Source organism: Antrihabitans spumae (genome assembly GCF_043944905.1).
Taxonomy (GTDB): Bacteria; Actinomycetota; Actinomycetes; order Mycobacteriales; family Mycobacteriaceae; genus Antrihabitans; species Antrihabitans spumae.
In genome coordinates this window covers 15,303-35,175 of record NZ_JBIMSN010000038.1, presented here as the reverse complement: position 1 = coordinate 35,175, position 19,873 = coordinate 15,303, and the positions used below count along the sequence as shown (strand labels likewise).

Below are 19,873 nucleotides of genomic sequence, written 5' to 3'. Positions count from 1 at the left end.
CATCACTCCAGCAGACCGCGACGCATCGCCTCCGCGACAGCCGACGCGCGATCCCCGACGCCGAGCTTCTCGTACAGGCGTTGCACATGGGTCTTCACGGTCGACGGTGCGAGGAACAGCTCGCCCGCAATCGCCGGAATGCTGTGACCGCGGGCGATCATGCCGAGCACTTCCCGTTCCCGTTTGCTCAACGACGGTCCGGCGGGTTCGGTCCGCCGCTGGATTTCGCCGACTAGACCGGCTGCGATTGCAGGTGACAACACCGAACGACCGTTGGCGCAGTCGAGAACGGCGTTGACGATCTCGGCGCGCGTCGATTCCTTGGGAAGAAACCCTGCCGCACCCTCCTGCAGCGCGTGATAGACGATCGCCGACTCGTCGTGAGCCGACAACAGCAGGACCCGGGTCGCCAACTCGTCGCGACGCACCGCGGCGGCAACCTGGGCGCCGTCGAGTCCAGGCATCCGGTAGTCCAGCAGCGCGACCTGGGGTGCATGTTCCTTGATCAACGCGAAGGCGGCTATGCCGTCGTCGGCCTCGGCAACGACGTCGACCTGGCCGCTCGACACGAGTGCGCGGACAACACCGTCGCGGAACAGCGGATGGTCGTCGCCGACGACGACTCGCACCTTGTCGGTCATGTTCTTCTCGATCCCTTAGGCCCTATTCGTCGAACCGGAATACAGCGGATCATCTGCACCTCCAAAGCTTTTCACGCCGACGGTGGGACGTCTCCGAATCGCCGATACCTCACCCTCGAGTTGAGGTTGAAAGATCTCGGTGGAGTCGCCGATTTGTGACCAGCCTGTTACTCTGCCTGGGATCAATCCGATCGGGGACTGAGGCAAGGAATTTATTGATGGCGATACGTCGCGCTCTTATTTCAGGGGTCGTCTCAGTTTTGGCGGCAGTATCCCTGGTCAGTTTCACCAGCACTGGCGTCGCGCAAGCCGACTCACAGGTCGTCTATGTGCACTCTGCATCGATGAACAAAGACATTCCGGTCAAGATCCTCCGGGCTGCAGGCGACGGACCCGCTCCGACCCTGTATCTGCTCGACGGTCTGCGCGCACCGGACAACGACAACGGTTGGCTGATCAACACCGACGTCGAAGCTTTCTTCGCCGACAAGCGCGTCAACGTGGTCATTCCGTTCGGCGGCGGTGGCACGTTCTACTCCGATTGGGAGCGCCCCGACCCGAAGCTCGGCGTCGTCCGCTGGGAGACGTTCCTGACGAAGGAACTCCCCGCCGTGATGGCTGCAAGCTACGGCAGCGACGGCGTCAACAATGCAATCGCCGGATTGTCGATGAGCGGCACGTCCGCACTGAACCTCGCAACACATCGCCCCGACCTGTACAAGGCTGTGGCGTCGTACAGCGGCTACCCGACCGCGAGCAGCCCCGGGTTCGCACAGGGCATTCAGGTCTCGGTCGCGCAGATGGGCGGCAACCCGCTGAACATGTGGGGCCTGTGGCCGTCCGGCAGCTGGCTCCGTAACGACCCGCTGCTCAACGTCGGTGCGCTTCGCGGCAAGGCTGTCTACATCTCCTCCGGCGCAGGTTCGCCCACGAGCGATCCGACCGTCAACCCTGCGAGCTCGAAGTTCGACGCGGTGAAGTTCGCGCAGATGGTTCCGCTGGAAACCGCGGCAGGTCTGAGCAGTCAGCTCTTCGTTCCTGCGCTGCGTGCAGCCGGTGTCAATCCGACCGTCCGCATCACGGCCGACGGCACGCACTGGTGGAACTACTGGCAGGCCCGTCTGCACGAATCTTGGTTCAGCACCATCGGACCGGCCCTCGGCGCCTGACACGCACATTCGATTCCACGCAGCGGTCCCGGAGATTCGTTCTCCGGGGCCGTTCTGCGTTTGTGGTGCAAGAGTGGGGTAGACCGGACTCAGCACTTCCCCACGAACCCCCAAACCTAAGGTGACCGAATTGAGCAATCTGAATGTTGTCGCGATCATCGAAGCCAAGCCCGATGGCGTCGAGGCTGTTCGTACCGCTTTGTCGACGCTTGTCGTCGCGACCAGAGCCGAGGAAGGCTGCGTCTCGTACGACCTGTCCGAGTCGCTTGCGTCGCCGGGCACCTTCGTCGTCGTCGAGGTGTGGCGTAGCGAGGCCGATCTCGCCGAGCATGCCGAATCTGCACATATGAAGGCCGCTTTCGCTGCGGTCGGCGAGCTGCTCGCGTCAGCGCCGGCGATACATCCGCTGAACCCAGTCGACGTTTCCGGCTAGGCCAATTGGCCGATGCAGTAGCCCTCGGTGCCCGGTGCCAGGACGAAACTTCGCGATTCGGTGCGCTCGTAGCCTGAGACGTCCACGACGACGACGAAGTAGTTCTGATTGCGGGCCTGATAGAAGTGGATGCTCGACGGATCGTAGGACCTGATATCGAGCACCAGGTCTTGCTCATGCGCGAACGGCGGACCGTCGTGTTCTACGACTCCGGTCGGACTCCATTCTCGATCCGGTGCGCAGACGTACGGATAGTCGGCGACCGCTGCGCCGTAGAGGCGGTGGTCGAGGTAATTCGAGACAACCCAACCTGGATCGGTGCCCCGTGCCGGCTCCGCGGCGGCGGGACCGCCGGCCAGCAGCAGCGAAGCGGCCGTCAGGAGTGTCGCTGCCAGAGTTCGTTCGGCGAGAGAGGTAGGCATGACGGCGGTCCTTTCACCAGCGTCGGGATGTCCTACAACTGTCGCCGCTGCCCATGACGACCGACAGTGCCCACAGGGTGGTCGATTCGCCACCCCTGTGCGGCTTCGCCGCTACAGGACGTGACTGCCGTACATCTCGCCGAGTGGGTCGGCGATCAACTCGATCCGCGCACCATCCGGATCTCGGAAATAGAGCGACACACCGCTGTGTTCGGCGAGTTCCACCTCGGCGGCGATCAGCTTCTCGCGTAGTCGTTCCCACCGTGACGGCTCGACGCTGATTGCCAGGTGATGCAATCCGCCGAGGACCTCTTGGTACGGCCCCTGATCGAGTCCGGGAAAGTCGAAAAACGCCAGCAGGTTGCTGTTGCCGATGTCGAAGAAGAAGTGCGACGAACCTGGGTAGTCGCGGTTCTCGATCAATTCTGTCAACGGGAATTCGAGAATGTCCTGATAGAAGCGAACGGTCGCCTCGACGTCGGTACTGATCAGTGCGGTGTGATGCAGTCCGCGCGCCGACGACGGCGGTCGCTGGTCCGCCGGTTTCAGGTGCCGGGCGCGAATCTGCTCACGCTGCTCCTCGAACTTCTTGGAGCGTTCCTGCTCCGCCGCCGAGTGGTTCGTCATCGGTTTCTCCTCGTACGGACGTGCGTTATGCGATACCGAGCGGACCGGCGAGCACGGGCCAGGAATCCTTGAGATCGTCTTCCCAGTAACCCCACGAATGTGTTCCGGTCGGCCGGAAGTTGTAGTGCGCGGGGATCTGCAGTTCGTTCAGGCGGTTCATCAGATTGTGCGTGCAGAAGTTGGTCGCCGCCTCGATGGCGCCACCGATGATGATCTGGTTCGCAAGCCCTTCGACGCCGGGAAGCGAGTGCGGGTCGCCGAGATTGTCGTGGATTCCGGGGATGCCGGAGCCCGTCGAGATGTACATGCTGAGGCCACGCAGTTCCGCCGCGCGCAGGTAGGGGTCGTTCTCCCGCCACAGCGGGTCGTCCGGCGCGCCGTACATGTTCTCGACCTTGCCGCCACCCCACCACACGGTGATGCCGACAGCCCGCTGGCCGACCGGATCGCTCGTCTGCGCGCAACCGCTGTAGGCCGCGACGCTTTGGTACAGCCCAGGGGCAGCGATCGGCAGGTTCAGGACGGTCGTGCCCGAGGTGGACAGTCCGGCGATACCGTTTTTGCCGTTCGTTCCGAGTGCGGCGTCGATCAGCGGAGGAAGTTCCTTCGTGAGGAACGTCTTCCACTTGTTGTTGCCCAGAACCGGGTCGACGTTCTTCCAGTCCGTGTAGTAACTCCATGCGCCGCCGACGGGCGAGACGACGTTGATGTCCTTGTCTTCGAGGAACTTCAACGCGTCGGTGCGGAGCTTCCACTGCGCGGTACCTTCGCCACCGTCGGCACCGTTGAGCAGGTACAGCACCGGGCGCGGCTGGCTGGTGTCGCGCGGGCGCTGCACCTGCACCGGAACATCGACGTTCATCGACGTCGCATGGACGGTGATGACCAGCGAACGGGAATCCTCGACCTCGACGGACTTGATGTAGGTACCGTCGGGTGCAGTGACGCGAGATAAGACGTCACCGTTGGCAATGATGGGGTCAGCCCCGGACGGACCCGCGGCAACGAGCGGAGCCGCGACGAGCGCTCCTGCGATGACGGAGATCTTCGTCGCGAGCCAGGCTGATCGGCGCATTGGTCTCCCACGTTGTCGGTACACGAATGACTGACACCCTAACCTTGTCGAGCAGTCATCTCGCACCGTTACGTCCTCGACGAGGCCGCCGAACACGTTGCGATCGTCAAACGAATTGGTCACGGTCGGCCGCCTGCTGCATCAGTGCGCCGACCAGCCACCGTCCATCGTGTACGACGCTCCTGTGACCATGCCTGCGTCCGCGCCGGCCAACCAACCCACCAACGACGCGACTTCGGCCGGCTCGACGAGACGCTTGACCGCACTGTCGGTCAACAGCACCCGCTCGAGTACTTCTTCCTCCGAAATGCCGTGTAGGCGAGCCTGATCGGCGATCTGGTTTTCGACGAGGGGTGTGCGCACGTAGCCCGGGTTGACGCAGTTGCTCGTCACGCCGCGCGCACCACCTTCCAGCGCAGTCACTTTCGACAACCCCTCCAGCGCATGCTTCGCCGTCACATAGGCAACCTTGTTCTCCGACGCCCGCAGACCGTGGACCGACGAGACGTTCACGATGCGCCCGAAGCCCCGCTCGTACATGGTCGGCAATGCGGCCCGGACGAGCAGAAACGGAGCTTCGACCATCAAAGTGATGATCTTCCGAAATGCTGCAGGATCGAAATCGACTATGGGAGAGACGGTTTGGATGCCCGCATTGTTGATCAGGATATCGGTGTCGAGTACGAGGTCCTCCAGCGCGGCGACGTCGACGAGGTCGATCGGCCATGCCTCTCCCCCGATGTCGACGGCGACGGACTTGGCACCGATCTCGTCGACGTCAGCGACCCTGACGTACGCGCCGCGGGCTGCAAGACGTCGTGCGCACGCTGCGCCGATCCCGCTCGCTCCGCCGGTGACCACAGCGGTCCGGCCTTGGAGGTCGGTCACCGCAGCCCGACCTTCGCGAGTTCCTGCTCGCTGGCGATCGCCTTTGCGTCGGCGATGTCGAGCGATTCCAGCGACAGACCCCTCGTTTCTCGCGAGACGACAACGGCGACCGTGGTGATGGCCGCAGCAACGGCGAGGTACCACGCGATCGGGACCGACGAGTTGTACTTGTCCAAGAGACGAACGGCGATGATCGGGGCCAGCGATCCGGCGACGATCGAGGTGACCTGATAGCCGAGTGACACTCCGGAGTACCGCATCCGCGTTGGAAACATCTCGGCCATGATCGCCGGCTGCGTCGCGTACATAAATGCGTGGAACACGAGTCCGATGATGATCGCGAGCATGATCACGAAGTTGTGGCCGCTGTTCATCATCGGGAAGGCGAAGAATCCCCAGGTGCCCGCGGTCAATGCGCCCGCCAGATATACCGGCCGTCGTCCGACCCGATCCGACAATCGTCCCACCAGCGGAATCACCGCGAAGTGCACAGCGTGCGCGGCGAGCATCCACCACAGAATCGTCTTGGTGTCCGCGCCGACCTCGACCTTCAAATAGGTGATGGTGAACGTGACGACGAGGTAGTACATGACGTTCTCACCGAATCGCAGACCCATCGCGGTGAAGACACCGCGCGGGTACCGCTTGATGACCTCGACAACGCCGTAGGACGCTGCCTTGATCTGCGCGGCCTGCTGCTGTGCCTCGATGAAGATCGGCGCGTCGGTGACCTTGGTGCGGATGTAGTAGCCGACGAACACGATCACGGCGGACAGCCAGAATGCGATGCGCCAACCCCAGCTGAGGAAGTCTTCGTCCGACAGAGTGGTCGTCAGGGCAAGGAGAACGAGGGTCGCCAACAGGTTGCCTGCGGGAACACCGGCTTGCGGCCAGCTCGCCCAGAATCCTCGACTCTTGTTCGGACTGTGCTCGGCAACGAGAAGTACCGCACCGCCCCACTCACCTCCGACGGCGAAGCCCTGGATGAAGCGCAGCGTCACAAGCAGCGCGGGCGCCCAGTACCCGATCTGGTTGAACGTCGGCAGGCAGCCCATCAGGAACGTCGCGCTGCCGACCAAAATCAAACTGAGCTGGAGCAGCTTCTTGCGGCCGTATTTGTCGCCGAAGTGACCGAAGACGATGCCGCCGATGGGCCGCGCCGCGAAGCCGACCGCATAGGTGACGAACGCGGCGAGGATGGCGTCGAGTTCGCTGGTGTCTTCGGAGAAGAACACTTTGCTGAAGACGAGTGTTGCCGCCGTGCCGTAGAGAAAGAATTCGTACCATTCGACGACGGTCCCCGCCATCGACGCCGCGACGACCTTTTTCAGGCCTTTCGGCGTATCCGGGTTGTTCTTGCCGTCCCCGCGGACGGGCGCATCGACTGACATCGTTGTTCTCCTCTGTGACGGTGCTCGCCATCGTGCGCAGATGTGGCCTGTCGCACACTTGGGTGTTCCCGAGTATCGATGCACATAATCACGACAACAATGCCCAAACTCGCACCTCGCATCTGCAAAAATGCAGAAGTGGCTGCTGAGCGCTATCCAAGCGCGGACGACTTGCTTGTGCTCCTCGCTGTCGGCCGGTCCGGCAAGTTCAGCGCGGCAGCCGAGTCCCTCGGCATCAACCACACCACCGTCGCGCGCCGCATCGCTGCATTGGAACGGATCCTCGGCGATCGAGTACTCGCCCGCAGTGCGGGCGGATGGGAACTGACGACGCTGGGCCGTGAGGCGGTCGCGGCCGCCGAAGACGTCGAATCGGCGGTGCGGGTGCTCATCTCGAGTGGTGCGGCAAACGAACTCGAAGGCGTCGTCCGAATATCGGCGACCGACGGCTTCAGCGCCTACATCGCCGCGCCCGCTGCTGCGCGGGTGCAGCGCACACATCCGAAGGTGACGGTCGAGGTCGTCGCGACCACCCGCCGCGCATCACAGCAGCGGTCGGGCCTCGACCTGGAGATCGTTGTCGGCGAACCGCAGGTGCATCGCGCGGAGGCGCATCTGCTCGGCGACTATCGACTCGGGCTGTATGCCGCGCCGGAGTACCTGCGCGCGAATCCGAAGCCGACCTCGGTCGACGACCTCGACCGTCACGCACTCGTCTACTTCATCGACTCGATGCTGCAGGTCGACGAACTCGACCTCGCACCGAGTTTCGCGCCGTCGATGCGCCGGTCGGTGACGTCGACCAATGTCTTCGTGCACGTGGAAGCAACACGTGCTGCCGCGGGCATCGGGCTACTCCCCTGCTTCATGGCCGATCGCCACGACGACCTGGTCCGCGTATTGCCGGACGAGGTCGCCGTTCAGCTGAGCTACTGGCTCGTGGTGCGCTCCGAGACTCTGCGCAGGCCTGAGGTCGCGGCCGTTGTGCAGGCAATTCGCATCCTGATGGTCGAGCAGAAGGATGTGCTGCTCGGCGGGTCTCACGCCTCGCCGGTGTGAGCGTTAGAGGGACGAAGTAGGCGGGTAGTCACCCTCAAGGGAGAGATACTCCCGTCGAATTCGTTGGAGCCCAGCATGAGTGGAACAGACAAGTTTCGTAACAAGGTCGACGAAGTCTCGGGTCGAGTCCAAGAAGAGGTCGGCAAGGCCACCGGGGATTCCAGCATGCGGGCGCGAGGGCGTCGCAAGCGGTCGGGCGCCAGCCTGAAACAAGCGGCCGAAAAGGTCAAGGACGCATTCCGCGGCGGGACGCGGCGGCGAAATCGCCGGGTTTGACCGCTGGCCTACCCCCGCGAGCGGGCTGTCAGTGTTGCGATTTCGCCGAAAAGTGAGCGCTGAGAGCCCGTTCGTCGCAGGTCAGTAGTCGCCGGTCAGGTTCGCATAGGAGACGAGTGTGTCCTGGCTTTCGCGCGACAGCTTCCAGGTGCCGTCGACGTTCTTCCAGGTGACCGGTATCGGGAAGCACTGACCGAGGCAACTCTGCAGATTCGCCGACAACACGTCGCCCGAGACACTCCCACCGCTGACCGACCACGTGTAGCCGGGGATCAGCGCAATGCGATCGCGAACGATAGTGATGGAACCCGGATCGCCGGACTCCAACTCGTTCGCCGAGCCGTTGAGCGCAGCTTGCAGTTTCCCTTGCAGTTCACCGTCGGACGGGACCGCCGGCACAACGATCGCTTCTTCGGTGACGGTCGTCGGCGCGACAGTTGTCGTCGGCGGCGCGGTGGTTGTAGTGGTCGGCTCCGTCGTCGTGGTGACGGGCGGCGGAGGGGTCGTCTCGCTCGACGGCGGTTGAGTCGACGATTGCGGCGCCTGTGTCGTCGTCGCACTCACGCTCGTCGTAGCGGCAGCCCTGTCCGAGCTGTCGCCACTGTCGTTGCTGCAGGCGGTCAGGGTCAACGCCACCATCGCAGCGATCGAGGAAGCCACAAGAGTCCGTCGGATAGTCATGTCGATTAGGTTAGCCTAACCAGATCGGACGGTGGCTAGCTGGTAGCTGAGTTTCCCTTGACACGTTGCCTCACAACACTCCACGCGTCGGTGGCAAGGAGCGCCCACGCAACGAGGACGGGCTGGAACAGCAACCGAACACCGCGCGCAAGGTCGGATTCGAGTCCGAAGGCATCCCTGTGTTCTACGAACTGAGCGATGTTGCCGGGAAAGATCACGATGAAGAACGCCGCGGTCGCCAGACCGACATACGCGCGAGCGGGCAGGCGCCACGTCAAGAGCAGCGCCGCACCAAGGCAAATCTCGACAACACCTGACGCGAGAACGACGAAGTCTGCGTCGAGCGGGAACCACGTCGGCACCTGCGCTTGGAACTCCTCTCGCAGCACGGTCAGATGTCCGATGCCTGCGCCTGCGAGGGCTGCGCCGAGCACGGCTTGGGCAAGTCGTCGTAGGTTCTGCGTCGTATTCACGAGTGGATTCAACACGACGCCCGCGCAGGCAATTCCGATATACCGGCAATTCGAAACACGTAATATCGCCGAATGACCCAGCAAGGGGTCCCCGCAGCGTTGGATGCACGAGCGCGGCGATGGACGCTCGTCGCAGCCTGCCTGACGCCCGCGATGGTAGCGACCGACACGCTTGCGGTCGCCGTCGCGCTGCCCGCGATGGAGACCGGACTCGGTCTGTCGTCGGAAGTCGCACTCCTGGCGGTCAACTCGTTCGTCCTCGCCGAGGGAGCACTGATAGTCGCGTCGGGCCGCCTCGCCGACATCCTCGGACGTCGGCGCATGTTCATGATCGGGTCCGCGCTGTTCGTCGTCGCAAGCGTTCTCGTCGGTTCGGCCTGGAACGGCCCGTCTCTCATCTTTGCCAGAGCGCTCGAAGGTGCAGGCGCTGCACTGTGTTTCACCTCGAGTCTGGCCATGTTGGCCGACGCCTATCCGCCAGAGGAACGCGCCAAGGCCATCGGCTGGTGGGGCACGGCGGCCGGTGCAGGGCTCGGCTTGGGCCCGATTCTCGCGGGCATTCTGATTGCCGTCGAAAGTTGGCGGCTGGTGTTCTTCCTATCCGTGCCTGCAGGAATAGCAGCCATCGTGCTCGCTGGACGTTTCGCACGAGAGTCCCGCGACACCACGCCCGGTCAGCGGATCGACTACCTCGGGCTCGCACTCATCGCGGTCGGTGTCTCGACCCTGACCCTCGCGATCCTCGAAGGCGCCAACTGGGGCTGGACCTCCCCTGCCGTCCTCGTCCTCTTCGTAGCGGGAATCGCACTGCTGGTCGCATTCGTCGTCGTCGAGCAGCGGATCAGGTCGCCACTCGTCGATCTTGCGTTGTTCCGGATACGGAGTTTCGCGGGCGCCAGCGTGCTTGCCCTGCTGATTCTTGCGGTGGCCATGATGTTCATGGTGTTCGGATCGTTGTATCTGCAACGTGTGCGCGATCTTTCGGCGCTGCAGGCCGGCCTTGCCTTTCTGCCGTTCACGCTCGCCTTCTTTGCATCGTCGCAAACGTCCGGCCGGATCGTCAGCCGCATTGGAGCACGCGTCCCTGTCGTCGTCGGTGCGGTCGTGACGTTCATCGGCGCGGTCGCTGTCACCCGTCTCGACGCCACGACGCCGCCGTGGCTGGTCGCGGCAATCTTCCTTGTGCTCGGCTTCGGAATTCCATTGGTATGGACGCCGATCGGCGTCGTGGCGCTGGACGCTGTGCCGTCCGAGCGTGCCGGGATGGCAAGCGGCGTCAATCTGACCTGCAGAATGTTCGGTGGTAGTCTCGGGATCGCTGCGGGCGCAGCGATTCTCGGCAACGACGCGACCGGACGCGTTGCGCCCGAGGAGTTCCTCGACGGATTCAGGTCGGTGATGTGGTTCGTCGCCGCACTTGCGATCGGCTGCTTGGCGACCGCATTGCTGACTATCGGTCCCGATACAGCACGGCCGAAGCTGGGCAAATAGGGGCCTTCACGAGAGGGCCTTCACGAGAGGGCCTTCACGAGAGCGAGTGACGGGATTCGAACCCGTGTAAACGGCTTTGCAGGCCGGTGCCTTGCCTCTCAGCCACACCCGCGTCAACTCGAACTATGCCGTCCTGCCAACGGGCGCAACAGCATTGCGATCACGCTGATTCCAATCCGTCTCGCCGCAGGCGCACCACGATCCACACGCTGACCGCCGCGGCTAGGATGCCGAACGACGCGGACACGACGGCAAATGCCGCGCTGTCGAGAGCGAACGCACCGAGGACAGTCGTGCCGATGGCGGTGCCCAGGTACAGCGCGGAGTTGTTCCACGCCACCGCCGGACCGCGACGCTCTGCTGTGACGGTCGTGAGGAAGACCTGGCTTGTACTGAAGAATCCCGCGCCCGCGAAGGCCGACATCGCAAATCCGGCCATACACAGCCACCAGACAGGCGCGGTCGTCGCAACGGCCAATCCGACTGCGAGCAGTAGTGCCCACCCGATACCGAGCAACGGGGCGGGACGACGAAGCCTCGCCCACCAGTCGACGATCGGGCCGGCAACGAGCGAACCCAGAAACGACCCGATCCCCACGACGGCACCGATGAGCCCGAGAAGCCCTGTCCCGAAACCGAACTGGCCCGCGAAGATCGCTCCGGCGTACGCGTAGGTGCCAAGCCTCGCAGCTTGGGCGGCAGAGTTCGCGGTGAGGATCAGTCGGAAGATCGGCTGGCGCCACAGGCCTGCCGAAAAGCGTAGTGCCGCTTTCAGACCCGGTTCGCGTCGAGCCGTAGCCGGGGTCGGTCGCAGGCGCACTGCAATCAGCGATCCCGACGCGATCAACCCGAGTGCGAGCACCGCGAAGGCCCAACGCCAGCTGGTCCCAGCGGCAAGCAACGTTCCGAGTGGGACGCCTGCGATCTGCCCGCCCGCGTAGGCAGCGGCGCCGCGGGCGATACCTCGTCCTCGTTCGTGCGGTGCCGACGTTTCGGCGAGGTAGGCCCAGATCGCCGGACCGACCAGTGCGCCGCCCAATCCACCGATGACTCGGCCAACGAGCAGCACTGCGAGGCTCGGGGCCGCAGCGCACACAAGCACGCCGACCGTCATCACCGCGACGCCGAGCAGGATCACCTGACGCTTCGGCCGATGCGCGGTGAGCGCTCCGAACAAAGGACTGACTGCCGCGTAGGACAACCCGAACGACGTGACGACCCACGCAGTCGACGCAATGCTCGTGTCGTAGGTAGCCGCGATGGCAGGCAGCAGCGGCGGGAGCAGAAACAGATCCGATCCCATAAGAAAGAACACGCTGTGTAGGAGCGCATGCTGCGACCAAGGCGTGCCCGATCTTTCGGGGCCCCTTTCCTCGCGCATGCGATGATCGAACCATGCCCCCACCGCAGCGCCTTCCGCTCGATCCGATCGAGGAGGCCCACAGACAGTGGACCGAGCATGGGTGGGGAGAAGTCGCAGACGGTATGGCAGCTGTCACGTCAGTGATGCGCGCGCAGCAGATCATGATGGCCCGGGTTGACGAGGTCCTCAAGCCGACGGGCCTCACGTTCGCTCGCTACGAACTGCTGACCCTGTTGAGCTTCAGTCGATCCGGGGCGTTGCCGATGGCCAAGGCCAGTGCGCGGTTGCAGGTCCATCCGACGAGCGTCACCAACGCCGTCGACCGGTTGGAGTCGGCGAACCTTGTCAATCGCGTCCCGCATCCGAGTGACCGACGCGCGACGCTGATCGAAATCACCGATGCGGGAAGGAAGTTGGCGTTGGAGGCGACCGAAGCGCTCAATGCGCGTGTGTTCGCCCGCCCGGGGCTCGACAACGAAAAACTGGATTCGCTTGTCCGCATTCTTGCCGAACTCCGGCAGACAGCTGGCGATTTCGACGCTGGGCCCAATTCGACGAAATGGTCCTGACGACCACCGTCGAATTATCAAGATCAACTCTTGTCTTGGATTCTGAGCACGGAGGCGTCAAGATAGGGCCATGGTCGTGGTGCTTGGCGTATCTGCGGGGGCGAGTGGCGCCCGCGCAATCCTGTCGCACGCCGACCAGCCGCACCAACGGCCGATCGATCAGTGCGTCGTTGCCCGCCGTCCGGGCGCCGACGTCGGCGAAGCCGTTGCCGTTGCGATCGACGCCATGCGCGCGGCCGCATTCGAACGTGGGGAGCTGATCGCGGCGGTCGCGATAACGCACCGCAGCGATATTCAGGCCGACGCGATCCGAGCCGCACTACGCTCCGATCGCACACCGACCGTGCTGGTCAAGGAGTCCGCTGCCCAGCTGCGCTACCTGCGATTCACCGGGCGACTCCCCAAGTTCGGCACGGTGGTTCTCTACGACCTCGGCAGCTCGGGGCTGACCCTCACCCTCGCGGACTGCGCGTCGGGGACAGCTCTGCGCACCCGGCGCAGCACTGTGCTCGGTGGCGACGAGTACGACGCTCAGGTGCATCGAAAGCTGGTGAGTGCGGGAGTCGACGTCGACCTACCGACCAGTCGACGCTACAAGGAGACCCTCAGCGCCGAACGTATTGTCACGGTTGAGGATCCGACCTCGTCGCAACGAACAGTGTTGACGCGCAGCGATCTTGCGCAGTTGCAGATGGCAGGTGTGCAGCATTCGGCATCGTTCATCAGACATCTGATCGAAGAGACGGGCGAAACCCCCGAAGCCGTTGTGCTGCTTGGTGGTTGTACACACAACCCTTTGATCGCCGACCGACTCGAAGCGACGCTGAACATACCTGTGATCGTCGAGAACGAACCGGAAGAAGTATCGGCACGCGGAGCAGTCGTCCTCGCAGGCGACCGACCTACTCGCGTCGTCCGCGTTGCGCGGGCGATCGGCGCCGCCGCACCGGAGGCGAAGGCAGCGTCGCGGCGAAAGCTGCTGTCCGCCTGTGCCGTCGCGGTGGTGCTGGTCGCGACGATCACCGGCGTGATGCTGACGAAGGAAGATTCCGGCAGCGCGGAACAACTCCCGGCGCCGGCACCGATGGAAGTTGCCGGCGTTCCGACGGATCCGTTCGAATAGAGGCCGCTCCGCGGCTCGTGAGTCCTTTCGGAGGGCCTGCCCACCAAAACGACTCACGAGCGGCGTAGCCGCCTACTTGTGCGTGAAGTTCGGCTTGCGCTTCTCGACGAAGGCAGCCATACCCTCTTTTTGGTCGTCGAGGGCGAACAGCGAATGAAACACCCTGCGCTCGAAGCGAAGACCCTCACCGAGTGTGGTTTCGAACGAACGATTGACCGCTTCCTTCGCAATCATCGCGACCGGCAACGACATCGACGCGATCTTCTCCGCCGCCTTCAGCGCCTCGTCGAGGAGTTGGTCGGCAGGCACGATGCGCGACACCAAACCGGCCCGCTCGGCCTCTTCTGCATCCATGTTGCGGCCGGTAAGGATGAGGTCCATCGCCTTTGCCTTGCCGACTGCACGCGTAAGACGCTGCGAGCCACCGATTCCCGGGATCACCCCGAGCGTGATCTCGGGCTGACCGAACTTCGCGTTGTCGGCGGCGATGAGGATGTCGCACATCATCGCGACCTCACACCCGCCACCGAGTGCGTACCCGGCCACTGCGGCGATGGTTGGCTTGCGCGCATTGGCCAGCCGATCCCAACCTGCGAAGAAGTCGGTGCCGTACATGTCGATGTAGGTCTGCGGCGCCATCTCCTTGATGTCGGCGCCTGCGGCGAACGCGCGCTCGGAACCGGTCAGCAGGATCGCGCCTACTTCGGCGTCGCCTTCCAATTCGTCGAGCGCCGCGACGACATCCTTCAGCACCTGCGAATTGAGAGCGTTGAGCGCCTTCGGCCGGTTGAGCGTGATGACGCCGACGCGGCCTTTTCGCTCGAGCAGGATGGTTTCGAAATCGGTCACAGGTCAGGCCCCTTCAGAACGCTTGCGGATGTCGGTCACGATAGCGGAGAAGTCCAGACCGCCCCCCGACTCCTGCTTGAAGCGGTTGTAGATCTCCTCGGCCTGCAGACCGAGCAAACCTTCGACACCGTTGGCGCGCAAAGCATTCGCCGCGAGACCGAGGTCCTTGTGCATCAGCGCGGTCGCGAAGCCGGGCTGGTAGTCCTTGTTCGCCGGGCTCGCAGGCACGGGACCTGGCACAGGGCAGTAGGTCGTCAACGACCAGCACTGACCCGACGCGTTCGACGCAACATCGAAGAACGCCTGGTTGCTCAACCCGAGCTTCTCCCCCAACACGAACGCCTCGCTGATCGCGATCATCGAGATACCGAGCACCATGTTGTTGCAGATCTTCGCAGCCTGACCGACGCCAGCACCGCCGCAGTGAACGACCTTGGCGCCCATCACGTCGAGCAGCGGTTTGGCTGCTGCGAAGTCGTCTTCCGAGCCGCCGACCATAAACGCCAGGGTGCCTGCGGCAGCACCGGCGACACCACCCGAGACCGGCGCGTCGACGGCACGGTGACCGGCCGCGACGGCAAGTTCGTTGGCGGACTTGGCATCTGCGACGTCGATGGTCGAGCTGTCGATGAACAGCGTGCCCGGCTTCGCGGCGGCGAGCAGGCCGCCGCTGTACAGGTCGAGAACGTGTTTGCCACTGGGCAGCATCGTGATGACGACGTCGGCGTCAGCAGCCTCGTCCGACGAGGCGACGACGGTGACGCCGTCCTTGGTGGCCTGCTCCAGCGCAGCGGGCACCAGGTCGTAGCCGAGCACCTGATAGCCGGCCTTCGCCAGATTGGCAGCCATCGGGCCACCCATATGACCGAGTCCTACAAACCCGACCTTCACGTCTCCGGGCGTTGTGTCTGTCATCGCGTTCCTTCCACAGTGCTGTCGGGTGCTGCCAAGCCGAGTTCGAGTTCGCCGAGGTCGGCAAAATAGGCCTCGACGTGGGAGTCGGATACTTCTTCGAGGTTCGCAGGTGACCACTGCGGATTGCGGTCCTTGTCGATGACCTGCGCCCTGATGCCCTCGACGAGGTCGTGAGACTTCAAGCAGGCCAGTGACACTCGGTACTCTTCGTTCAACACTTCTTCCAAACTTGCCGCGTCGCGCGCGTTCCGCAACGACCGCAGCGCAACCTTCACCGCCGCAGGTGATTTCGCCAGGATCTGCGCAGCTGCCTCGGCCGCCTTCGGTTCCGCGTGAGCCTGCAACCTGGCGACGATCTCTTCGACGGTGTCCGCCGAGTAGCACTCGTCGATCCAGCTCTGCTGCGCAACCAACTCAGATTCCGGCAAAGCCACGGCGAACTTGCCGATCGCCTGCTCGACGGATTGCTCGGCCAGCGCTTCGAGCAACGCAGGCACATCTGCCACCGGCACGTAGTGGTCCGCGAAGCCACATGCGATCGCGTCACCGGCGTTCATCCGTGCGGTGGTGAGCGCGACGTGTGTGCCCAACTCCCCAGGCGCCTGCGCGAGAAGTAATGTGCCGCCGACGTCGGGTACGAACCCGATGCCGACCTCCGGCATACCAATTTTCGATCTTTCGGTGACGATCCGGTCGCTGCCGTGCGCCGAGATGCCGACGCCGCCACCCATGACGATGCCGTCCATGACAACGACATACGGCTTCGGGTAGCGCGCTATCAGGGCGTCGAGGATGTACTCGTCGCGCCAGAAGTCGGCCGAGCCGGATCCGTTGTCCTGCGCATCGTGATAGATCGACACGATGTCGCCACCCGCACACAATCCGCGGTCACCCTCGCCGGTTACAACGACGGCGCGGACCTCGTCGTCATCGTGCCAATCCCGTAGTGCCGCAGTCATTGCCAGGGCCATGGGATGGTTCAGAGCGTTGATCGCCTTCGGCCTGTTGAGCCTGATCAGCCCAAGTCCGTCGCGTTTGTCGATCAGTACGTCGTCGGTCATACGTTCCCCACTACCGAGCGGGCGATGACCACCCGCATGATTTCGTTGGTGCCTTCGAGTATCTGGTGCACGCGGAGATCGCGGACGATTTTCTCGACGCCGTATTCGGCGAGATAGCCGTAGCCGCCGTGCAGTTGCAACGCCTTGTTGGCGACCTCGAAACCGTTGTCGGTCGCGAATAGTTTTGCCATTGCACACAACTCGACGACATCGGCGCTACCGTCGTCGAGTGCCGCAGCGGCACGCCAGAGCAACGTCCGCGCGGCCTCCAAGTCGGTTTTCATGTCTGCCAACTGAAACTGCAGCGCTTGCGAATCGAGGAGCCGATTGCCGAAGGCTTTGCGCTCGGCCAGATACGACACAGCTTTGTCGAACGCAGCCTGCGCACCGCCGATCGAGCACGCCGCGATATTGATGCGACCACCGTTCAGCCCGGACATGGCGATTCGGAAACCGTTGCCCTCGTCACCGATCAGGTTCGACGCCGGAATCCGAACGTCTTCCATGATCACCTGACGCGTCGGCTGCGCATTCCAGCCCATCTTCTTCTCGTTCGCACCGAAGGACAGTCCGTCGACGTCCTTGGGAACGACGAATGCCGAAATGCCCTTGGCGCCAGACGCTCCCGTGCGTGCCATGACAACGTAGACGTCGGATGTGCCTGCACCCGAGATGAACTGCTTGACGCCGTTGAGAACATAGTCGTCACCGTCGCGAACGGCCTTGGTACTCAAGGCCGCCGCGTCGGAACCTGCACCCGGCTCGGTGAGGCAGTAGCTCGACAGCAACTCCATCGACGCCAGACCAGGAACCCACTGCTGGCGCAGTTCCTCGGACCCGAACTTGTCGATCATCCAGGTCGCCATGTTGTGGATCGAGACGTAGGCGGCGATCGTTGGGCAACCGATAGCCAACTGCTCGAAGATTCGGACGGCGTCGAGCCTGGTCAGACCCGAGCCGCCGACGTCTTCGTTGATGTAGATGCCGCCCATACCGAGCGCTCCGGCTTTGCGAAGCACATCCACCGGGAAGTGCTTGGTCTGATCCCATTCGATTGCGTTGGGCGCCAAGTACTCCATGGCGAAGTCCCGAGCGGTGTCGGTGATCGCCCGCTCGTCTTCGGAAAGTACGAACATGTCAGTCCATCGTCGGGATGACGAAGTGATTCGCATTCTCCTTGAGGCCCTTCGGCCACCGCTGCGTCACCGTCTTGGTCTTGGTGTAGAAGCGAATCGAGTCGGGACCGTGCTGATTGAGGTCTCCGAATCCGGACCGCTTCCAGCCGCCGAAGGTGTGGTACGCGATCGGCACGGGGATCGGCACGTTGATGCCGACCATGCCGACCTGGACGCGGGTTGCGAAGTCGCGCGCGGTATCACCGTCACGCGTGAAGATGGCGACGCCGTTGCCGTACTCGTGGTCGTTCGGCAGACTCAGCGCCTCTTCGTAGTCCTTGGCGCGCACGACCATCAGAACGGGTCCGAAGATCTCTTCCTTGTAGATCCGCATTTCCTTGGTGACGTTGTCGAACAGCGTTGCGCCGGCAAAGAATCCGTCTTCGGAACCTTCCAGCTTGAAGCCACGGCCGTCGACAACGGCAGACGCACCTTCGTCGACGCCGATCTGGACGTAGTCGTTGACCCGCTTGAGTGCATCGGAACCGACGAGCGGACCGAAGTCGACGCCCTTCTCGTCCGAACGACCGACGTTCAGCTTGCCGACCCGCTCGGTCAGCTTCTCGACGAGGCGATCCGCGGTTTCCTTGCCGACGGGCACCGCGACCGAGATCGCCATGCAGCGTTCACCGGCAGAGCCGTAGCCGGCGCCGATCAACTGGTCGGCGACGTCGTCGAGATCGGCGTCGGGCATCACGATCGCATGGTTCTTGGCGCCGCCGAAGCACTGCGCCCGCTTACCGTTCGCCGTCGCGGTCTCGTAGATGTACTGAGCGATCGGTGTCGACCCGACGAACCCGACGGCCTTGATCCGGTCGTCGTGCAGCAGCGTGTCGACCGATTCCTTGTCACCATTGACGACGTTGAAAATGCCTGGCGGCAGCCCGGCTTCGATGAACAGTTCAGCGAAACGCAGCGGCACCGACGGGTCACGCTCGGACGGCTTGAGGATGAAGGCGTTGCCACAGGCGATGGCCGGGCCGGCCTTCCACAGCGGGATCATGGCGGGGAAGTTGAACGGCGTGATGCCTGCGACGACTCCGAGCGGCTGCCGCATCGAGTAGACGTCGATGCCGCCTCCCGCGCTCTCGGTGTACTCACCCTTCAGCAGGTGCGGGATGCCGACGGCGAACTCGACGACCTCGAGGCCACGCTGAATGTCGCCCTTCGCATCGGGAACGGTCTTGCCGTGCTCGGACGACAGCAGTGCGGCGAGCGAGTCCATCTCGTCCTGAACGAGCGCAAGGAACTTCATCAGCACGCGGGCACGACGCTGCGGATTCCAGGTCGCCCACTCCTTCTGCGCCTCTGCAGCGTTGGCAATTGCGGCCTCGACCTCGGACTTCGACGCGAGCGGAACACGCGCCTGCACCTGTCCGGTGTTCGGGTCGAACACGTCACCGAACTTGCCGGACGTGCCCGACACATGCTCGCCACCGATGAAATGAGTTAACTCACGCGCCATTTCTTCAAATCCGTTCTTGTTGGTCTCGGCTCTGTGTGCGGCTCGCCTTGTCGTGATCTCGGGACGGCAGCGCACCATCTGCAATATGTTGACATCCTATAGTTGGACATCCATGTATATCAAGGTGGTGATCCGCATCACCCTGATCGAGCATAGTCGCGCCTGATTCAGCGCGGGTCGGCCGCGTCGATCACCGTCCGGTACAGCACCGCCAACTCGGCCGGTGGCACCGGAGGAAGAATGTGTCCAGCGCCGAGGAGCAGCAGGTACAGGACTTTCGCCATTCGATCGGCGGCGACGGCATCGCCACTCAGCTCGAGCCACAGCTCGCGTAGATAGTCGATGCGTACCCGATCGACCCTCTCTTTCGCCGCTCGAGCCTGCTCGTCGTCGAGCGCCCACGCCCGCACGGCAACCTCGACATCCCAGCCTTCTTCGCTGGTGAGCACGACGTTCATCAACTGCTCGAGTCGCTCCCGACCAGTGCCCGAGGTCGCTTCGACCTCAGCGATGTACCGAGTCGTGTGCAGTTCTTCGAAGTATTCGAGCAGCGCGACCTTGAACCCGGGCACGCCTGCGAAGTGGTAGTAGAACGAGCCGGTGGAGAGTCCCGCGGCGTCGACGAGCCGCTCGATCGTCAACCCGCCAGGCCCGGCACGACCCAGCAGATCCAGTCCGGACGAGAGCCATTTTTCCTTGCTCGACACGATGCCCAGCCTATAACATA

At 63.5% G+C, this 19,873-nt stretch carries 22 protein-coding genes and 1 tRNA gene; 7 read left to right on the top strand and 16 right to left on the bottom strand.

Features of this window, described 5'->3' with window-relative positions:
• Positions 1 to 2 precede the first annotated feature (2 nt).
• On the bottom strand, positions 3 to 641 hold the full coding sequence (locus ACHIRB_RS09595; protein WP_395125456.1) for a response regulator: 639 nt from the start codon (positions 639 to 641) through the stop codon (positions 3 to 5).
• A 218-nt stretch (positions 642 to 859) separates the two neighbouring features.
• Here ACHIRB_RS09595 and ACHIRB_RS09590 point away from each other — a divergent pair, with 218 nt between their 5' ends.
• Positions 860 to 1,810, top strand: a complete 951-nt coding sequence (locus ACHIRB_RS09590; protein ID WP_395125455.1) for an alpha/beta hydrolase — start codon at positions 860 to 862, stop codon at positions 1,808 to 1,810.
• Between the two features lie 130 nt (positions 1,811 to 1,940).
• Complete coding sequence (locus tag ACHIRB_RS09585; RefSeq protein WP_395113443.1) at positions 1,941 to 2,243, top strand: putative quinol monooxygenase; 303 nt, start codon at positions 1,941 to 1,943, stop codon at positions 2,241 to 2,243.
• Here ACHIRB_RS09585 and ACHIRB_RS09580 read toward each other — a convergent pair.
• The 5 genes from ACHIRB_RS09580 to ACHIRB_RS09560 form a co-directional block, all read right to left on the bottom strand.
• Positions 2,240 to 2,665 carry a hypothetical protein gene (locus ACHIRB_RS09580; RefSeq protein ID WP_395113444.1) on the bottom strand — a complete coding sequence of 142 codons (426 nt, stop codon included), beginning with the start codon at positions 2,663 to 2,665 and terminating at the stop codon, positions 2,240 to 2,242. The two genes, ACHIRB_RS09585 and ACHIRB_RS09580, sit on opposite strands and share 4 nt — an antisense overlap.
• A 111-nt stretch (positions 2,666 to 2,776) precedes the next feature.
• A complete protein-coding gene (locus ACHIRB_RS09575; RefSeq protein ID WP_395113445.1) occupies positions 2,777 to 3,292 on the bottom strand; it encodes a VOC family protein in 516 nt (171 codons plus the stop codon).
• A gap of 25 nt (positions 3,293 to 3,317) precedes the next feature.
• Complete coding sequence (locus ACHIRB_RS09570; protein ID WP_395113446.1) at positions 3,318 to 4,367, bottom strand: alpha/beta hydrolase; 1,050 nt, start codon at positions 4,365 to 4,367, stop codon at positions 3,318 to 3,320.
• Positions 4,368 to 4,508: 141 nt separating this feature from the next.
• Positions 4,509 to 5,255 carry a 3-hydroxybutyrate dehydrogenase gene (locus ACHIRB_RS09565; RefSeq protein WP_395113447.1) on the bottom strand — a complete coding sequence of 249 codons (747 nt, stop codon included), beginning with the start codon at positions 5,253 to 5,255 and terminating at the stop codon, positions 4,509 to 4,511.
• On the bottom strand, positions 5,252 to 6,646 hold the full coding sequence (locus tag ACHIRB_RS09560) for an MFS transporter (RefSeq protein WP_395113448.1): 1,395 nt from the start codon (positions 6,644 to 6,646) through the stop codon (positions 5,252 to 5,254). The genes ACHIRB_RS09565 and ACHIRB_RS09560 overlap by 4 nt, the downstream gene beginning before the upstream one ends.
• Before the next feature lie 99 nt (positions 6,647 to 6,745).
• Here ACHIRB_RS09560 and ACHIRB_RS09555 point away from each other — a divergent pair, with 99 nt between their 5' ends.
• Positions 6,746 to 7,705 (top strand): LysR family transcriptional regulator, encoded by a 960-nt coding sequence (locus ACHIRB_RS09555; RefSeq protein ID WP_395125454.1) that lies wholly within the window; start codon positions 6,746 to 6,748, stop codon positions 7,703 to 7,705.
• Between the two features lie 75 nt (positions 7,706 to 7,780).
• Entirely contained in the window at positions 7,781 to 7,981 is a 201-nt protein-coding gene (locus ACHIRB_RS09550) for a CsbD family protein (protein WP_199705996.1), read from the top strand.
• Between the two features lie 81 nt (positions 7,982 to 8,062).
• Here ACHIRB_RS09550 and ACHIRB_RS09545 read toward each other — a convergent pair whose 3' ends face one another.
• Both ACHIRB_RS09545 and ACHIRB_RS09540 read right to left on the bottom strand, forming a co-directional pair.
• Positions 8,063 to 8,662 (bottom strand): MTB12 C-terminal domain-containing protein, encoded by a 600-nt coding sequence (locus ACHIRB_RS09545; protein ID WP_395113450.1) that lies wholly within the window; start codon positions 8,660 to 8,662, stop codon positions 8,063 to 8,065.
• Between the two features lie 35 nt (positions 8,663 to 8,697).
• Positions 8,698 to 9,135, bottom strand: a complete 438-nt coding sequence (locus ACHIRB_RS09540) for a DoxX family protein (RefSeq protein WP_395113451.1) — start codon at positions 9,133 to 9,135, stop codon at positions 8,698 to 8,700.
• A 72-nt stretch (positions 9,136 to 9,207) separates the two neighbouring features.
• Between ACHIRB_RS09540 and ACHIRB_RS09535 the strand changes: the two genes are divergently transcribed.
• Positions 9,208 to 10,626, top strand: coding sequence for an MFS transporter (locus ACHIRB_RS09535; protein ID WP_395113452.1), 1,419 nt, complete (start codon positions 9,208 to 9,210; stop codon positions 10,624 to 10,626).
• Between the two features lie 41 nt (positions 10,627 to 10,667).
• Here the strand turns inward: ACHIRB_RS09535 and ACHIRB_RS09530 are convergent.
• A tRNA-Cys gene (locus tag ACHIRB_RS09530) sits at positions 10,668 to 10,738 on the bottom strand.
• A gap of 48 nt (positions 10,739 to 10,786) precedes the next feature.
• Positions 10,787 to 11,929: an MFS transporter gene (locus ACHIRB_RS09525; RefSeq protein WP_395125453.1), complete on the bottom strand. Its 1,143-nt coding sequence runs from the start codon at positions 11,927 to 11,929 to the stop codon at positions 10,787 to 10,789.
• 92 nt (positions 11,930 to 12,021) lie between these two features.
• Here ACHIRB_RS09525 and ACHIRB_RS09520 point away from each other — a divergent pair, with 92 nt between their 5' ends.
• Both ACHIRB_RS09520 and ACHIRB_RS09515 read left to right on the top strand, forming a co-directional pair.
• Positions 12,022 to 12,558 carry a MarR family winged helix-turn-helix transcriptional regulator gene (locus tag ACHIRB_RS09520; RefSeq protein ID WP_395113454.1) on the top strand — a complete coding sequence of 179 codons (537 nt, stop codon included), beginning with the start codon at positions 12,022 to 12,024 and terminating at the stop codon, positions 12,556 to 12,558.
• 70 nt (positions 12,559 to 12,628) lie between these two features.
• Positions 12,629 to 13,681: an Hsp70 family protein gene (locus tag ACHIRB_RS09515; RefSeq protein WP_395113455.1), complete on the top strand. Its 1,053-nt coding sequence runs from the start codon at positions 12,629 to 12,631 to the stop codon at positions 13,679 to 13,681.
• A gap of 72 nt (positions 13,682 to 13,753) precedes the next feature.
• On the opposite strand, the gene ACHIRB_RS09510 is transcribed toward ACHIRB_RS09515, so the two are convergent.
• The 6 genes from ACHIRB_RS09510 to ACHIRB_RS09485 form a co-directional block, all read right to left on the bottom strand.
• The gene (locus ACHIRB_RS09510; RefSeq protein ID WP_395125452.1) at positions 13,754 to 14,530 is read right to left on the bottom strand and encodes an enoyl-CoA hydratase; all 777 of its coding nucleotides are present in this window, start codon (positions 14,528 to 14,530) and stop codon (positions 13,754 to 13,756) included.
• 3 nt (positions 14,531 to 14,533) lie between these two features.
• Complete coding sequence (gene mmsB / locus ACHIRB_RS09505) at positions 14,534 to 15,445, bottom strand: 3-hydroxyisobutyrate dehydrogenase (RefSeq protein ID WP_395113457.1); 912 nt, start codon at positions 15,443 to 15,445, stop codon at positions 14,534 to 14,536.
• Complete coding sequence (locus ACHIRB_RS09500; RefSeq protein ID WP_395113458.1) at positions 15,442 to 16,506, bottom strand: enoyl-CoA hydratase/isomerase family protein; 1,065 nt, start codon at positions 16,504 to 16,506, stop codon at positions 15,442 to 15,444. The genes mmsB and ACHIRB_RS09500 overlap by 4 nt, the downstream gene beginning before the upstream one ends.
• A complete protein-coding gene (locus ACHIRB_RS09495) occupies positions 16,503 to 17,642 on the bottom strand; it encodes an isobutyryl-CoA dehydrogenase (RefSeq protein WP_395113459.1) in 1,140 nt (379 codons plus the stop codon). Before ACHIRB_RS09495 ends, ACHIRB_RS09500 begins: the two co-directional genes overlap by 4 nt.
• 1 nt (position 17,643) lies before the next feature.
• On the bottom strand, positions 17,644 to 19,146 hold the full coding sequence (locus tag ACHIRB_RS09490; RefSeq protein WP_395113460.1) for a CoA-acylating methylmalonate-semialdehyde dehydrogenase: 1,503 nt from the start codon (positions 19,144 to 19,146) through the stop codon (positions 17,644 to 17,646).
• A 167-nt stretch (positions 19,147 to 19,313) separates the two neighbouring features.
• Positions 19,314 to 19,853 carry a TetR/AcrR family transcriptional regulator gene (locus tag ACHIRB_RS09485; RefSeq protein ID WP_395125451.1) on the bottom strand — a complete coding sequence of 180 codons (540 nt, stop codon included), beginning with the start codon at positions 19,851 to 19,853 and terminating at the stop codon, positions 19,314 to 19,316.
• Positions 19,854 to 19,873 lie beyond the last annotated feature (20 nt).

Coding starts and splice junctions, on each gene's coding strand:
- ACHIRB_RS09515 (WP_395113455.1), top strand. CDS start 12,629: ATGGTCGTGGTGCTTGGCGTATCTGCGGGGGCGAGTGGCGCCCGCGCA.
- ACHIRB_RS09495 (WP_395113459.1), bottom strand. CDS start 17,642: ATGTTCGTACTTTCCGAAGACGAGCGGGCGATCACCGACACCGCTCGG.
- ACHIRB_RS09560 (WP_395113448.1), bottom strand. CDS start 6,646: ATGTCAGTCGATGCGCCCGTCCGCGGGGACGGCAAGAACAACCCGGAT.
- ACHIRB_RS09545 (WP_395113450.1), bottom strand. CDS start 8,662: ATGACTATCCGACGGACTCTTGTGGCTTCCTCGATCGCTGCGATGGTG.
- ACHIRB_RS09500 (WP_395113458.1), bottom strand. CDS start 16,506: ATGACCGACGACGTACTGATCGACAAACGCGACGGACTTGGGCTGATC.
- ACHIRB_RS09575 (WP_395113445.1), bottom strand. CDS start 3,292: ATGACGAACCACTCGGCGGCGGAGCAGGAACGCTCCAAGAAGTTCGAG.
- ACHIRB_RS09580 (WP_395113444.1), bottom strand. CDS start 2,665: ATGCCTACCTCTCTCGCCGAACGAACTCTGGCAGCGACACTCCTGACG.
- ACHIRB_RS09520 (WP_395113454.1), top strand. CDS start 12,022: ATGCCCCCACCGCAGCGCCTTCCGCTCGATCCGATCGAGGAGGCCCAC.
- mmsB (WP_395113457.1), bottom strand. CDS start 15,445: ATGACAGACACAACGCCCGGAGACGTGAAGGTCGGGTTTGTAGGACTC.
- ACHIRB_RS09535 (WP_395113452.1), top strand. CDS start 9,208: ATGACCCAGCAAGGGGTCCCCGCAGCGTTGGATGCACGAGCGCGGCGA.
- ACHIRB_RS09550 (WP_199705996.1), top strand. CDS start 7,781: ATGAGTGGAACAGACAAGTTTCGTAACAAGGTCGACGAAGTCTCGGGT.
- ACHIRB_RS09590 (WP_395125455.1), top strand. CDS start 860: ATGGCGATACGTCGCGCTCTTATTTCAGGGGTCGTCTCAGTTTTGGCG.
- ACHIRB_RS09555 (WP_395125454.1), top strand. CDS start 6,746: ATGCCCAAACTCGCACCTCGCATCTGCAAAAATGCAGAAGTGGCTGCT.
- ACHIRB_RS09570 (WP_395113446.1), bottom strand. CDS start 4,367: ATGCGCCGATCAGCCTGGCTCGCGACGAAGATCTCCGTCATCGCAGGA.
- ACHIRB_RS09595 (WP_395125456.1), bottom strand. CDS start 641: ATGACCGACAAGGTGCGAGTCGTCGTCGGCGACGACCATCCGCTGTTC.
- ACHIRB_RS09490 (WP_395113460.1), bottom strand. CDS start 19,146: ATGGCGCGTGAGTTAACTCATTTCATCGGTGGCGAGCATGTGTCGGGC.
- ACHIRB_RS09525 (WP_395125453.1), bottom strand. CDS start 11,929: ATGGGATCGGATCTGTTTCTGCTCCCGCCGCTGCTGCCTGCCATCGCG.